A 15,470-nucleotide genomic window follows, 5' to 3' on the forward strand; every position below is an offset into this window, starting at 1 on the left:
AAAATGGATATTATCTGGACGGGAAATGAATATACCAGAACCGCTTTATGGCCACAACGTGAAAAGTATCACAGTTAATTGATTTATTTTTTGCTCCAAATCAATTCCGCTCACTTCGCTTCACATTTTCCCACTCAAAGTCTAGTTCATTTAAATCACATTGTTGTATTTTTTTATTCTTTTTGGCGACGTTCGCTTCAATTTGGCGAAAACGACGCTCAAATTTATCATTTGCTTTACACAATGCTTGCTCAGGATTTTTTCCTAAATGACGAGAAAAATTTACAGTAGCAAAAAGTAAATCGCCCAATTCTTCTTCAAGCTTCTTTTCATCCCTTGGTATTTTGAATGCTTCTTCAAGTACCTCAGCAACCTCTTCATTGACCTTATCGGCGACAGGTTGTAGCTGATCCCAATCAAAACCGACCTTTGCACATTGTTTTTGGATTTTATTGGCTCTCAATAAGCCAGGTAATGCCGCAGGAATTGAATCTAAAATACTTTTTTGAGAAGGGACATTATCTTCTAATAATTCTTTATCTAGACGCTCTTTTTGCTTCACTTTATCCCAATTGGCCGTAATTTCTTCTTCTGATAAAAAAGTTTCATCTCCAAAAACATGAGGATGACGACGAACCAATTTTTCATTTAAGGTATCGACGACATCACTAAAATCAAATAATTGCTCTTCTTTAGCCATTTGAGCATAGAAGATAACTTGGAATAGTAAATCCCCTAATTCTTCCTTTAAATTGATCCAGTCCTTCTTATGAATAGCGTCCACCACTTCATACGTCTCTTCTATGGTGTGTGGAATAATAGAATCAAAGGTTTGCTTTCGATCCCACGGACAACCAGATTCTTTGTCACGTAGTTGCGTCATAATTGAGAGCAATTGTTCAATATTATTTGAGCTTGTCATAGGTTTACCTTTGATTAAAAACAAAAAAAGCGATAACCATTATAGTCATCGCTTTTTCAAAATTCATATACCTTATGTTAAGGCTGCTTATCTTTTCACTTCACAAAGCTTAGCCTAATAAGCTCATTGCCATATTTGGCGCTTGTTTCGCTTGAGCAAAAATTGAAGAGCTTGATTGGCTTAAAATTTGATTTTTCGTTAAGTTCGTTGTCTCTTTTGCAAAATCAGTGTCTTTAATCTGACTGTTTGAATCAGTAATATTTTCATTGATGTTCGTTAGGTTTTTAATTGCACTTTCGAAACGATTTTGGAAAGCACCTAAATCAGCACGATTGCTATCAACAAATTCCAGAGCGGCATCAATCACGTCAATTGAACGCTGAGCGCCACCAACGGTTGTCAAATCCATAGAAGCAACAGTATCATCTGATTCTCCACCCATTTTCAATTCGTTTGCTAGAGAGCCATTGAATTCTAATGGTGAAGAGATGGTTTCGCCTGACATGAATACTTGAAGCACACCGTCTTCAGTAACAGAAGCGCTTAACTCATTTGTTTGACCATTAATGTAAGTCGCTAACTCTTCGATATCATCACCCGCTTTTGCTGTAATGTTGATCTTTTGTTCGTTACCTATTTTATCGTTATAAGTCACATTGAATTGTGTATTTTCTTTGTCTACAGTCCAATTAATGTCGCGGCCTTCTTCTGAAAAGTAAGATTTACCACCCATTGTTGATTCATCAGCACGCATGCTGTTTAGCGTCATTGCCACTGCTTCACCTGAATCAGCACCAATTTGGAAAGATTTTGTGCCAAACTCACCGTTAATTAAACGAGTACCACCAAAAGAAGTTGTTTCAGCAATACGGTTCAGCTCATCAGTCAGTGAACTCGCTTCTTCTTGCATTGCTTGGCGATCCGCGTCGGTATTTGAGCCATTTGACGATTGCAGCGATAAGTCACGTAAACGTTGAAGTACGTTGGTCGTTTCTTTCATTGCGCCTTCAGCTGTTTGTGCAATTGACATACCATCATTGGCATTGCGAACAGCAACGTCCAAACCACGAGTTTGTGCTGTCATACGATTTGAAATTTGCAGACCAGAAGCATCATCAGCAGCGCTGTTGATTTTTGAACCTGAAGACAATTTCTCCATTGAATCAGTTTGAGCTGCCGTTGCATTATTCATATAACGCTGTGCTGTCATTGCTGAAATGTTTGTATTTACTGAAATTGCCATGATGTTTACTCCGGTCGGCTTCACTTATTGTTATAGGATAAGAAGCCTATAATTCATCGTTGATACCTTTATTTACGGCCTGAGAGTTTATAACTTGAGATTTTTTTCCAATAAAAAAGCCAAATGCTATAAATAACATTCGGCTTTACAATATAATCATTATTTATCAATGATTTATCAATAATTTATGAAATCACTCTATCTCAGCTATTTGATTATGATAATCGCATCGCTTCTATAACGTCTTTAACTTGCTCTACTCTTGTTATTAATCGACCAAGAATATCGGCATTAAATACTTCTAAATCAAAATCCATTATAGTCAGTTGTTTCTTATAATCATTTCGACTTTTCATACCTGACACTTTTACTTTTTCATTAGCAAACAAGCTTGTAAGATCTTTTAATAAACCCGTTCGATCCATTGCTGTTATACGTAATGTTAAAATATAAGAGCCAACAAAGCCATTTCCCCACACCGTATCAATAATACGTTCTGCCGCATGATGGCGCAGTTCATTTAACTGGTCGCAATCACTACGGTGAACCGAAATACCCCGCCCCTGAGTGATATAACCTGATATTGGGTCTCCTGGGATTGGCTGGCAACAACGTGCAAGGTGGGTCATTAAATTATCCACCCCTTCAACCACAACGGCATCGTTACGCTTTTTATTTTGTGCTTGCGCATGAGCTTGAGCTTTAGCTTCTAACTCTTGCAGTTGTTCTAATACTTTTTGATCTTCTTGCTCTGCCGTTGGTTTATTAACAAGAGCATTGATGTGATTAATGACTTGGTTAATACGTAGATCACCACTACCAACACCAGCAAATAATTCATCTGTTGAATTCACATTAAAACGCTTCAATGCATATTGCTCAGCGTCTTTTAATGTTGCTCCAATTTTTGCTAATTCAACCTCTAAAATGTCCTTACCTGCATCAAGGTTTTTTTCACGACTTTGCTTTCTAAACCATGCGTTAATTTTAGCTCGAGCACGTCCTGAGTTAACAAAACCTAACGTAGGATTCAACCAATCTCGTGATGGGTTTGGTTCTTTTTGAGTAATAATTTCAACTTGATCACCCATAGTGAGTTGATGCGTAAATGGAACGATTCGCCCCCCTACTTTTGCACCAATACAACGATGACCAACTTCTGAGTGAATATGATACGCAAAATCTAATGGTGTTGCGCCCATTGGCAAATCGACCACATCACCACGAGGTGTAAAGGCATAGACTCTGTCATCAAATACTTGGCTTCGCAGCTCATCAAGCATTTCGCCGGAATCTGACATCTCTTCTTGCCAATCAAGCAACTTACGTAACCATGTTATTTTTTCATCATAACCACTACGACTGCTGTTTGATGAGCCTTCTTTGTATTTCCAGTGTGCAGCGACCCCAAGCTCTGAGTCTTCATGCATATCCTTGGTGCGGATCTGGATCTCAATCGTTTTGCCTTCAGGGCCCAATACAACGGTATGAATCGATTGGTAACCATTCGGCTTCGGATTCGCTACGTAATCATCAAACTCACTTGGTAAGTGCTTAAATCGAGTATGCACAACCCCAAGAGCTGCATAGCAATCTTGCAACTTATCCGCAATAATACGGACGGCACGAACATCAAATAACTCATCAAACGCCAAACTTTTTTTCTGCATCTTACGCCAGATGCTATAGATATGCTTAGGACGCCCACTGACTTCTGCATTGATGTTGTACTCATGCATTTCATCACTCAATCCAGTAACAAAATCCTCGATATACTGCTCACGAACGATACGACGTTCAGACAATTGCTTGGCAATTTTTTTATACGTATCTGGATGTTGATAACGGAAAGAGTAATCTTCTATCTCCCATTTCAACTGCCCAATACCTAAACGGTTCGCCAATGGTGCGTATAAGTTATTACACTCTTTAGCTGCTGCTCGACGGATTTCATCTGATTCATTTTTCACTTCACGTAAATTACAAATACGCTCCGCTAATTTTATGATCACACAACGAAAATCATCCACCATCGCAAGCAACATTCGACGAATATTATCCACTTGAGAAGACGCGGATTCCGCATCAACAGAGGCATTTAGTTGACCAATGGCGTCCATCTCTTCAACGCCATCAATCAATTTTTCGATTTCTTTATTGTAATTCTCTGCGAGCGTTTCTCGGTCTAATACACCCGATGAAACCAGAGGGAATAACAAGGCAGCAATAAGCGTTGGCTTATCCATACTTAAGGTGATCAGAATTTCGATCATCTCTCGTCCGCGCCACAAAAGAAGTGCTCCGTCTTCATTAGAAGCCACTAATTCTTGGCATTGCTGATACACCTCAGTCATTTTTTTTGAGGTGTTTTTATCTTGTCCGAGGCTAGTAATCCATTCACCCAACTCGAACTCTTCATTTTCCTTAAGATGTGCTCCGCGAACTGCGACCATGTCCGTTTCCTATAATCCAATTTTATAATGATTCTTTTTGGCTGCGTTTGACTTAATTTTCGATAGCGATAAATTATCGCTCAAACAGCGCCATTGATTCTAAATGTCCTGTATGAGGGAACATATCAAGCATACCTAACCGAGTAAGCTTGTAACCGTGTTGAATAAGTAATTGGCTATCGCGTGCAAGTGTTGCAGGGTTGCACGATACATAAACCACGGCTTGAGGTTTCAATTTTGCCACAGTTTGCATCACACCTGCAGCCCCTGCTCTCGCTGGATCGAGTAAAATCTTTGTAAATTTTGTACTCGCCCACATTTGCTTACTAATAGTTTCTTCTAAATTCGCTTGATAAAACGTCACATTATCTAATTGGTTTCTTTTTGCATTTGATGTGGCTCGTTGAACCATCCCATCAACGCCTTCGATACCAACGACTTTCTGTACTTTTTGAGCCAATGGCAAACTGAAGTTACCTAATCCACAAAATAGATCGAGTACGATATCATCAGCCTGAGGGGCTAACCAATTCAATGCTTGATTTACCATTCGGTCATTAATTGACGCATTAACTTGAATGAAGTCTTTAGGCGTAAAATAAATTTTGGCCCCTTCAATCACATAATACGGTTCTGCTCCGCGTACGTGATTCAACACATCCGATTCAGGCATAAGGTAGAGAATAATATCTCGTTCTTCACAATACGTAAGTAATGCTGCGCGATCGTTAACATTAAATGCGGCGATATGTCGGATCAATAATACACTGCCATTGTCAGCCTGAACTAACTCAACATGACCTAAATTCTTTTTGCCTTTCAACTGATTAAGCAGGGTATATAGCGATTCTAAATGCTGATCAAGCTCTTTTACTAAAACAGGACAATGGCGAACATTAACAATGGCTTTGCTTTGCTTTTTTCGAAAGCCAAAATCAAGTTGATTCGTTTGTTTGTTGATCATTAAACTGATACGAGCTCGGCGACGATACCCTTGTTCATTACCCACAATAGGAGCAACCATCTCACAACATTCAACGCCTTGCTTTTGCATCAACTCTTGTAGTTTGATATTTTTAGCGGAAACTTGTTCGCTATGTTGTAGGTGCTGTAAATTACAGCCTCCACATTCGTGATAATGCTTACAAATCGGTTCTTGTCGCTCGCTGCTTTTTTCTGTCAATTTAATTAACATACCACGAGAATATTGTTTCTTCTGTTCAGTTAATTGAATGATCGCTTTCTCTCCAGGCAAAGTCCCTTCGATAAACACTGGTTTCTTATCGATAAAGGCAATACCTGCGCCATTATGATCCAACCGAACCACATCAACAGATTGATGCTTCGTGTTTATTGAGGTGTTCTTTTTTGCTTTGAAGAATTGGGCCATGATTATTGCCTGATTTACTGAAATTAACGCCATTATACCGAAACCACATTAAGATGTAGCGCTGATTAATGATTCATTTACGTTTCAACTTACGATTTCAGCACAGAATAATTGAGCTTACCCTCTAACTTGATTAAGCTACGCGCTCAAGGAAGTTAATCAGAACGAATAAATATGACAAAATACGGTTTACGCGCACGAGTCATCACCCTCACATTAGCCCCAACATTAATTATCGGTTTGCTCCTCAGTGGGTTCTTTACCATGAATCGATATAATGATTTGGAAGCTCAGCTTATTTCTAGCGGTACAAGTATCATTGAACCATTAGCGATTTCGAGTGAATATGGAATGACAGGAAAAAACCGAGAAGCAGTAAGACGCTTGATCAGTTATGCACATCGAAAACATTCTAAAATTGTTCGAAGTATTGCCGTATTTGATGAACACCACGAGCTTTTCGTGACATCTAATTTTCATCCTAACTTTGAAAGCTTAACCTTTCCTAAAGATAAACCTATACCTCTTCTGCTTAATATCTCTTTTCAAGATGAATCATTAATACTGAGAACGCCTATACTTCCGGAAGGTCAGTTTACATCCAACTTTGATTCATCTCATATGAATGAACCCTTGGGCTATATCGCTATTGAACTGGATTTATCTAGTTTACGCTTGCAGCAATACCAAGAGATATTCTCGGCGTTAATCGTTTTAATTCTAGGGCTTACCTTATCTGGTGTTTTTGCATATCGCTTAATGCAAGATGTAACCCAACCAATTTCACACATGGTAAGTGTGGTTGACCGCATACGTCGTGGTCATTTAAATGTACGTATTGAAAATAAATTACATGGTGAATTAGATACCCTTAAAAATGGCATCAACGCCATGGCGATCTCTTTATCTGAATACCACGTAGAGATGCAGCAAAGTATCGACCAAGCGACGTCTGATTTACGAGAAACCTTAGAGCAATTAGAAATCCAAAACGTTGAGTTAGACATAGCGAAGAAACGAGCACAAGAAGCCGCTCGTGTTAAATCTGAATTCTTAGCGAATATGTCTCACGAATTAAGAACGCCGTTAAATGGTGTGATTGGATTTACACGCCAAATGCTCAAAACATCACTTTCTGCCCACCAACAAGATTATTTACAAACTATTGAGCGCTCTGCAAATAACTTACTCACGATCATTAACGATATTCTTGATTTTTCAAAACTAGAAGCGGGTAAGTTACTTCTTGAAAATTTACCATTTGATGTTCAAGACAGCCTTGATGAAGTAGTTAGCCTTCTTGCACCAAGTGCTCATGAGAAAGGGTTAGAAATTACGTTAAAAATTGATCAACGTGTTCCATCAGGGTTAATTGGGGATCCATTACGTATCCAGCAAGTACTTAATAACCTAGTTGGTAATTCCATTAAGTTTACAGAGAAGGGCAATATTGATATTTCGATCGAGCTAAAACACTTACATGATGACAGTGTTGATCTTCAATTTGTGGTCAGAGATACCGGCATTGGTATATCAGAACGACAACAAGCACAACTATTCCAAGCATTTAGCCAAGCCGATGCTAGTATTTCTAGACGTTATGGTGGTACAGGCTTAGGTCTTGTCATTACTCAAAAACTGGTTGCTCAAATGGGGGGAGAGATCGGTTTAACGAGTCGTCTGCACCAAGGTTCTACATTCTGGTTTACGATGAAGATGAAACAAACCGAATTACCAATGATTGATGAACGAGATGTTCAACAATTAGATAAGAAAAAACTGTTATTGATAGAGCCTAATATACAATCAGCCTCTATTTTACAACAACAATTTATTCATCATGGGGTTTTTGTTACTTATCGTTCAACATTACCAGAGATAATTGAGCCTCATGATTTTGCTCTAATAAGCCTAAGTTCAAATGCAAAACCGAGTGCTGAATCATTAAAAATAATCTCGGATAAATTAGCACCTTACTGCACAACGATAGTCATTGGTTTACCAAGTACCGAGCTTGCGTTAACAGAGAAGCTAAATCAGCTACCTCACATTACCTGTCTATCTAAGCCATTCGCTAAGAAGAAATTGTTAGATGCATTATTAATTGAAAAACAATCAGAGCATACGCTTATCTTGCCTGATTTAATGGCCTCTCACGATGTTCCACAACGTTTACCTATTAAAGTAATGGCTGTTGATGATAATCCAGCAAACCTAAAACTGATCTCCGCACTGCTACATGAACAAGTTGAAACCGTTGTGACCTGTAAAAACGGTATTGATGCAGTACAACAAGCCACCGAGCAAAAATTTGATATCATTTTAATGGATATCCAAATGCCAAAAATGGATGGCGTGATGGCCTGTAAAGAGATCCGAAAAACAGCCTTAAACGCCAAAACACCAGTAGTAGCGGTAACCGCTCATGCAATGGAAGGCGAGCGAGAAAGATTGATTAGCGAAGGTATGGACGATTACCTAACAAAACCAATCGAAGAGCATGTTCTTCAGCAGGTTATTATTCATTGGAGCCCTCTTACTGATAATAGCGATGTCGAGAAAATAACAATTCTCCCTGATGTTATTCCTGAAGCATCAATGGAAGAAGTTCAAGATAACATTGCTGGAAGTATCGATTGGACTATCGCCTTAAAACAATCCGCAGGAAAAGAAGATCTTGCAAAAGAAATGCTACATATGCTGATTGAATTCATACCTGAAGTAAATGGATGGATAGAGAAGGCGATCGAAGGCAGCTTATCAACTGAAGAGTTATGTCACTATATTCATAAACTGCATGGCAGCAGTTCTTATTGTGGCGTTCCAAGATTAAAGCAACTATGTAATTTGATTGAAACGTCACTACGACAAGAACAATTAATTAAAGATATTGAACCTGAATTATTCGAACTTCAGGATGAGATGGGGAAAGTAACAAAGGATGCAGCTCAATGGCTGAGGTAAACTCAGCTCAAGATTCAAAAATAACCGTCGCAACGGCATAATGACGTTCATCAGAAATAGTAAGGTGAATGTGAGCAACGTTATTTCGTAAAGAAAGCTCTAGCGCCTTACCAGAAAGCGTTAATAATGGCTTACCATTCTCATCATTAGAGACGGTAAAATCATGAAAAGTGACGCCATGAGCGATGCCTGTACCTAACGCTTTAGACGCCGCTTCTTTCGCTGCAAAACGTTTCGCTAAAAAACGTCCTTTCTGCTTTAAAGCTTGATATTGTTCAAGTTCAAGTTGACTTAAGATGCGCTCAGCGAACGCATCTCCTGAACGAGAAAGGGCTTTTTCTACCCTTTCTATTTCAGCAATATCAGTCCCAAGACCGACAATAGCCACTACTTACGAGCACCTAGCATAATTCGGTGCATATCAGCGACCGCTTTCTCTAATCCATCAAACACTGCTCTTCCCATAATAGAGTGACCAATATTTAATTCATAGATTTCAGGTAATGCTGCGACAGCTTCAACGTTATGATACGTCAAACCATGACCCGCATTAACAATCAGTCCTTTACTTGCCGCATAAGTTGCACCTGCCGCAATTTTTTTCAATTCAATTTGTTCGGCTTCTTCTGTTTCTGCATCAGCATACGCACCAGTATGAAGCTCAATAAAAGGTGCACCACACTCAACAGCTGCATCAATTTGGGCGTTATCTGCATCAATAAACAAGGATACTTTAATGCCTGCTTTTGATAGTGTTTGAGTTGCCGCTTTCACTTTTTCAAGTTGACCAACGACATTCAAACCACCTTCAGTGGTTAACTCTTCACGCTTTTCTGGCACAAGACAAACAAATTCTGGTTGTGTTTCTAATGCAATACTGACCATTTCATCCGTCACTGCCATTTCTAAATTCATTCTAGTTTGCAGTGTTTCACGTAAAATTCGCACATCACGGTCTTTTATATGACGACGATCTTCACGTAGATGAATCGTAATACCCGCAGCACCGGCACGTTCTGCAATTTCAGCAGCGTGCACTGGATCTGGGTATTTAGTCCCTCTTGCATTACGAAGAGTGGCTACGTGATCGATATTGACGCCAAGTAAAATTGAACTCATTTTAGAATACTCCTTGTTCTTGGAAGAAACAGTTCCCTACTTTTTAGGGGCTTACCGCCAAGATACGGCTTTAAGGCTATTCGTGTAAAGCGTTTTGCCGCTTTTAATTGCTCAGGAGTAATAAATCGACGTTCACTGATAGCAATTAATTCATTCCCTTTAAAACTCATTAATGGGTCATGTCGAATGGATGCCATAAAGCCTTTTTGCTCACGGTAACGATACGTCATTTCAGGAGACACCATTTCACCACTGCCTGCACAATGTAAAAAATCGACGCCATAGCCTAGTGAAGACAATAATGCTAATTCAAAACGACGCAAAGCCGGTTCTGGATTGTTAGTTTGAGCCAATTCCGTTAAGGCGGTGAGATAGTCGAGAAAGAGGGCTGGATATGGGGTTTCTTGCTCAATAACACGTACAACGAGTTCGTTAATATACATGGCTGAGTATAAATTTATCCCAGTAAGAGGGATGGCCAAACTGATACTTTCAGCCTGACGCAGTGTTCGCATGGAGCCCTTTCCTGACCATTTCATCAGTAACGGGGTAAACGCTTGCAATACACCTTTTAGATTTGAACGCTTACTTCGCGCACCTTTAGAAATAATAGATAAACGACCATATTCTTCGCTAAACACATCTAAAATTAGACTGCTTTCACTGTACGGTCTTCGGTGCAGGACAAAACAACGCTGTAAGCCTTCTTCCACGTTTTTTACCTATAAAAAAGGATGCACTATGCGCTTCGCTAACTATAAACGCTTCGCTTCTAGATACTATAAAAGATGTATTTCGTTATAATAAAAAATCCCAAACAACTTAAATTAATGTGATTAAGTTATTCGGGATCTTGTTCTAGATCTTATCGTTTCTAGTTTCTAGTTTCTAGTTTCTAGAAATTATAAATCGTCGATGTAACCAAGAGAACGAAGTGCTCGTTCATCATCAGCCCAACCAGATTTAACTTTAACCCAAAGCTCTAAATACACTTTACGGTCAAATAAGCCTTCCATATCGATACGAGCTTCACGACCAATGACTTTGATCTTTTCACCGTTCTTACCAACAACCATTTTCTTTTGACCTAAACGCTCAACAAGAATTAGGCCATTAATATGAAAACCATCCATTTTAGGATTGTAATCAAAACGCTCGATCTCAACAGTTACTGAGTATGGCAGTTCTTCACCCGTAAAACGCATTAGCTTTTCACGAATAATCTCTGATGCCATAAAGCGTTGTGAACGGTCAGTTACGTATTCTTCTGGGAAATGATGAACCGCTTTTGGTAAATGATCACGAACTAGCTTTTGAACAACATCAACATTAGAGCCTGATTTCGCTGAAATTGGCACCACATCAACAAAGTCCATTTTTTCAGTCATCGTTTGAAGATGAGCCATAACGTCATTTTTATCTTTAACGTTATCTACTTTGTTTACCAATAGAACAGTAGGGAACTCTGCTTTTCTCAGCTTATTCAATACCATTTCATCGTCTGGTGTCCAGTGAGTACCATCTACCAAGAATAAAACCAAGTTAACATCACTTAATGATGAGCTTGCAGCACGGTTCATTAAGCGGTTAATCGCACGCTTTTCTTCAATATGAAGACCTGGCGTATCAATATAAATCGCTTGATAATCCCCTTCCGTATCAACACCCATAATACGGTGACGAGTCGTTTGAGGTTTACGAGAAGTAATCGAAATCTTCTGTCCCAAAATTTGGTTTAGAAGTGTTGATTTACCTACGTTTGGACGACCAACGATAGCAATAAAGCCACAGTGTTGGTTGTCGCTAGATTCTGTTTTAGCTTCTGATGAGAAGTACGCATCTAGATCGAATTCTTTGTCATCTGACATTAGTTTACTTGTCCTAATGCTATGTCAGCAGCCGACTGTTCTGCCTTGCGGCGACTGCTTCCTTTGCCGATAACAGGCTTATCCAAGCCTGCTACGATACATTCAATAGTGAACTCTTGATTATGAGCTTCACCTTTAATTTTTGTCACTGTGTACGTTGGTAACGGCTTACGACGACCTTGTAGGTATTCTTGAAGACGTGTTTTTGGATCTTTTTGAGAGATACCTGGTTCAATCGAATCTAAGCGTGTTTTGTACCATGCTAAAATAATTCGACGAATGACTTCGGTATCACTATCAAGATAAATACCACCAATGATCGCTTCAACCGCATCCGCTAAAATTGAATCTCGACGGAAACCACCGCTTTTCAATTCACCAGGGCCTAAAAATAGGTAATCCCCTAACTCAAATTCACGACCTAACTCAGCAAGAGTGTGACCACGAACTAGCGTTGCACGCATACGACTCATATCACCTTCATCCACTTTAGGGAAACGGTGATACAGCTCATCAGCAACCACGAAACTCAAAATTGAATCGCCTAGGAATTCTAAACGCTCATTATGAGTTCCGTTAGCACTACGGTGAGTCAGTGCTAACTTAAGAAAGCTTTCATCATTAAATTTATAGCCTATTTTACGTTCTAGGCGCTGTAATGGAGATGTCATATTATTTCAATCAGTCTATGCTACCGATGCGGTTAAAACGTACACCAGTAGGAATAAAGGAAGGCAGCACACTATCGCTACCACGTTCAAATTCAAAGCTGATCCAGATCCCGACCGCTTTACCCACTAGATTCGCTTCTGGGACAAAGCCCCAATAACGGCTGTCAGCACTGTTGTCACGATTATCGCCCATTACAAAATAGTTACCTTCAGGTACGACCCACTCGTTATACCCTGGTCGTGGTTGGTACATAGATACTCGATCAGAACGCATTGGGTTAACCAAAATATCATGCGTTGTATCACTTGCTAACTGCTCGGTATATTGAACTAAGTTAGTGCGATCTTGCATGAATTCACTGTCTTTCATGTTCGTTAACGGGATGATATTACACTTGCTCTCACCTTTTGGTTTCACACAAATTTGCTTAGCAGCGCTGTAAATAACAGTATCACCAGGTTTACCCACTACACGTTTAATATAGTCGATATTTGGTTGCGGTGGATATTTAAAAACAACAACATCACCACGTTCTGGTTTACCCACATCTACAAGTTGTGTGCGCCAAACAGGATCTTTAATTCCATAAGAGAATTTTTCGACCAAGATAAAATCACCGACTAAAAGCGTCGGCATCATCGAACCGGATGGGATCTGGAACGGCTCATAAATAAATGAGCGCAACACTAAAACAAGGCCAATCACTGGAAAAATAGAAACGGATTGCTCTATCCATGCAGGTTGAGGCGCAACTTTTGCAAGTGTTGCTTCATCAACTTGTCCATTCGCTTGCTCACTTGCTGCTGCAATTTTTTGTTTGCGCTTAGGTGCCAAGACAAATTTATCAATAGCCCAAATAACGCCAGTAAATAGAGTTACAAGAACTAATATCAGTGAAAAAGTGTTAGCCATTTCATTCCCTTAAGTTATTAAGTGTTGCATAACAAAGAAAGCGAAGACCATGGATCATCGCTTTCTTTAGCTGTAATAAAGCTTAGTTTACTTCACTCTGAAGTATCAGGTGTTATAAATTAATCTTTACCTACATGAAGAATCGCAAGGAAAGCTTCTTGAGGTAATTCAACATTACCAATCTGCTTCATACGTTTCTTACCTTCTTTTTGCTTCTTCAACAGTTTTTTCTTACGGCTAATATCGCCACCGTAACATTTTGCAATTACGTTTTTACGTAACTGTTTAACTGTTGAACGCGCTATAATATGCGCACCAATTGCAGCTTGAATCGCAATATCGAACATTTGACGAGGAATGAATTCTTTCATTTTCTCAACTAATAAACGACCACGACCTTGTGCATTATCATGGTGAGTAATGATAGCAAGCGCATCAACTCTTTCACCGTTAATTAATACATCAACACGAACCATGTTCGATAATTCATAACGTTGGAAGTTATAATCTAATGATGCATAACCGCGAGACGTTGACTTTAAGCGGTCAAAGAAATCTAGCACTACTTCAGACATTGGGATGTCATAAGTTAATGCCACTTGATTTCCATGATAAATCATATCAACTTGAGTACCACGTTTTTCAATACATAGGCTAATTACATTACCTAAATAATCCGCAGGCACTAAAATATTACAACGAGCAATTGGTTCACGAATTTCGTCTAAATCATTCACTGCTGGTAATTTTGCAGGGCTATCTACGTACAGTAAATCGCCATTATTCAACACAACTTCGTAAACTACCGTTGGTGCTGTTGTAATCAGATCAAGATCGTATTCACGCTCTAAACGCTCCTGAATGATTTCCATGTGTAGCATACCAAGGAAGCCACAACGGAAACCAAAACCAAGTGCTGAAGAACTTTCTGGTTCATAGAAAAGAGACGCATCATTTAAGCTTAATTTACCCAATGCATCACGGAAGTTTTCATAATCATCCGATGAAATAGGGAATAAACCAGCATATACCTGTGGTTTCACTTTTTGGAAACCAGGTAAGCGCTCTTCACAGCCGCCTTTAGCGTGAGTTAATGTATCACCCACTGGTGCGCCTAAAATATCTTTAATACCACAAACAACCCAGCCTACTTCACCGGTGTTTAATCCATCGGTATCAATTTGTTTTGGCGTAAAGATACCAATGCGATCAATATTCCATACTTGGCCTGTGCTCATGACTTTAATTTTGTCATTTTTCTTCAATGAGCCATGTTTAACTCGAACTAAAGAAACAACACCCAAGTAGTTATCAAACCATGAGTCAATGATCAACGCTTGAGTTGGACCTTCTGGATTACCTTCAGGCGCTGGAATTGATTTAACGATAGTTTCAAGAACTTCATCAACACCGACACCTGTTTTTGCAGAACAACGCGTTGCTTCCATCGCTTCAATACCAACGATGTCTTCAATTTCTTCTGCAACACGTTCAGGATCAGCCGCTGGTAAATCAATCTTATTCAAGATTGGAACCACTTCTAAATCCATTTCAAGAGCGGTATAACAGTTTGCTAGAGTTTGAGCTTCTACCCCCTGACCGGCATCAACCACTAATAATGCGCCTTCACAAGCCGCAAGTGAACGTGATACTTCGTATGAGAAATCAACGTGTCCAGGTGTATCGATAAAGTTTAGTTGATAAGTTTCACCATCGTTCGCCGTGTAGTTTAGAGTTACACTCTGGGCTTTAATAGTGATACCACGTTCACGTTCTAGATCCATTGAATCAAGAACTTGTGCTGCCATTTCACGGTCTGACAGGCCACCACAAATTTGGATAAGGCGGTCAGATAGTGTTGATTTACCGTGATCGATATGGGCAATAATAGAAAAATTACGAATATGCTTCATGAATGACGTGACAA

Annotated in this window: 12 protein-coding genes; 1 reads left to right on the plus strand and 11 read right to left on the minus strand. The window is 39.4% G+C overall.

Annotated features, from left to right (window positions below):
- Positions 1–100: 100 nt before the first annotated feature.
- The 4 genes from mazG to rlmD form a co-directional block, all read right to left on the minus strand.
- A complete protein-coding gene (mazG, locus tag A6E03_RS01940; RefSeq protein WP_065593981.1) occupies positions 101–922 on the minus strand; it encodes a nucleoside triphosphate pyrophosphohydrolase in 822 nt (273 codons plus the stop codon).
- A 109-nt stretch (positions 923–1,031) separates the two neighbouring features.
- Complete coding sequence (locus A6E03_RS01945) at positions 1,032–2,165, minus strand: flagellin (protein WP_065593982.1); 1,134 nt, start codon at positions 2,163–2,165, stop codon at positions 1,032–1,034.
- A gap of 215 nt (positions 2,166–2,380) precedes the next feature.
- The gene (gene relA / locus A6E03_RS01950; protein ID WP_065593983.1) at positions 2,381–4,618 is read right to left on the minus strand and encodes a GTP diphosphokinase; all 2,238 of its coding nucleotides are present in this window, start codon (positions 4,616–4,618) and stop codon (positions 2,381–2,383) included.
- Positions 4,619–4,691: 73 nt separating this feature from the next.
- Complete coding sequence (gene rlmD / locus A6E03_RS01955) at positions 4,692–6,008, minus strand: 23S rRNA (uracil(1939)-C(5))-methyltransferase RlmD (protein WP_065600083.1); 1,317 nt, start codon at positions 6,006–6,008, stop codon at positions 4,692–4,694.
- A gap of 174 nt (positions 6,009–6,182) precedes the next feature.
- Here rlmD and barA point away from each other — a divergent pair, with 174 nt between their 5' ends.
- Complete coding sequence (gene barA, locus A6E03_RS01960) at positions 6,183–8,972, plus strand: two-component sensor histidine kinase BarA (protein WP_065600084.1); 2,790 nt, start codon at positions 6,183–6,185, stop codon at positions 8,970–8,972.
- Positions 8,973–8,979: 7 nt separating this feature from the next.
- Here the strand turns inward: barA and acpS are convergent, their stop codons facing one another.
- The 7 genes from acpS to lepA form a co-directional block, all read right to left on the minus strand.
- Positions 8,980–9,360, minus strand: a complete 381-nt coding sequence (acpS, locus tag A6E03_RS01965; RefSeq protein ID WP_065593986.1) for a holo-ACP synthase — start codon at positions 9,358–9,360, stop codon at positions 8,980–8,982.
- A complete protein-coding gene (gene pdxJ, locus A6E03_RS01970; protein ID WP_065593987.1) occupies positions 9,360–10,091 on the minus strand; it encodes a pyridoxine 5'-phosphate synthase in 732 nt (243 codons plus the stop codon). Before pdxJ ends, acpS begins: the two co-directional genes overlap by 1 nt.
- Positions 10,088–10,804 (minus strand): DNA repair protein RecO, encoded by a 717-nt coding sequence (recO, locus tag A6E03_RS01975; protein ID WP_065593988.1) that lies wholly within the window; start codon positions 10,802–10,804, stop codon positions 10,088–10,090. Before recO ends, pdxJ begins: the two co-directional genes overlap by 4 nt.
- Positions 10,805–10,993: 189 nt before the next feature.
- Positions 10,994–11,959: a GTPase Era gene (gene era / locus A6E03_RS01980; RefSeq protein WP_065593989.1), complete on the minus strand. Its 966-nt coding sequence runs from the start codon at positions 11,957–11,959 to the stop codon at positions 10,994–10,996.
- Positions 11,959–12,630, minus strand: a complete 672-nt coding sequence (gene rnc / locus A6E03_RS01985) for a ribonuclease III (protein WP_065593990.1) — start codon at positions 12,628–12,630, stop codon at positions 11,959–11,961. The genes era and rnc overlap by 1 nt, the downstream gene beginning before the upstream one ends.
- A 10-nt stretch (positions 12,631–12,640) precedes the next feature.
- A complete protein-coding gene (lepB, locus tag A6E03_RS01990; RefSeq protein ID WP_065593991.1) occupies positions 12,641–13,543 on the minus strand; it encodes a signal peptidase I in 903 nt (300 codons plus the stop codon).
- A gap of 119 nt (positions 13,544–13,662) precedes the next feature.
- On the minus strand, positions 13,663–15,456 hold the full coding sequence (lepA, locus tag A6E03_RS01995; protein WP_065593992.1) for a translation elongation factor 4: 1,794 nt from the start codon (positions 15,454–15,456) through the stop codon (positions 13,663–13,665).
- Between the last annotated feature and the right edge of the window lie 14 nt (positions 15,457–15,470).

Source organism: Aliivibrio sp. 1S128 (genome assembly GCF_001691065.1).
In the GTDB taxonomy this organism is placed as follows: domain Bacteria; phylum Pseudomonadota; class Gammaproteobacteria; order Enterobacterales; family Vibrionaceae; genus Aliivibrio.

Bases quoted from the DNA above. Each gene is read 5' to 3' on its own strand.
- mazG (WP_065593981.1), bottom strand. From the start codon at position 922: ATGACAAGCTCAAATAATATTGAACAATTGCTCTCAATTATGACGCAA.
- A6E03_RS01945 (WP_065593982.1), bottom strand. From the start codon at position 2,165: ATGGCAATTTCAGTAAATACAAACATTTCAGCAATGACAGCACAGCGT.
- relA (WP_065593983.1), bottom strand. From the start codon at position 4,618: ATGGTCGCAGTTCGCGGAGCACATCTTAAGGAAAATGAAGAGTTCGAG.
- rlmD (WP_065600083.1), bottom strand. From the start codon at position 6,008: ATGGCCCAATTCTTCAAAGCAAAAAAGAACACCTCAATAAACACGAAG.
- barA (WP_065600084.1), top strand. From the start codon at position 6,183: ATGACAAAATACGGTTTACGCGCACGAGTCATCACCCTCACATTAGCC.
- pdxJ (WP_065593987.1), bottom strand. From the start codon at position 10,091: ATGAGTTCAATTTTACTTGGCGTCAATATCGATCACGTAGCCACTCTT.
- era (WP_065593989.1), bottom strand. From the start codon at position 11,959: ATGTCAGATGACAAAGAATTCGATCTAGATGCGTACTTCTCATCAGAA.
- rnc (WP_065593990.1), bottom strand. From the start codon at position 12,630: ATGACATCTCCATTACAGCGCCTAGAACGTAAAATAGGCTATAAATTT.
- lepB (WP_065593991.1), bottom strand. From the start codon at position 13,543: ATGGCTAACACTTTTTCACTGATATTAGTTCTTGTAACTCTATTTACT.
- lepA (WP_065593992.1), bottom strand. From the start codon at position 15,456: ATGAAGCATATTCGTAATTTTTCTATTATTGCCCATATCGATCACGGT.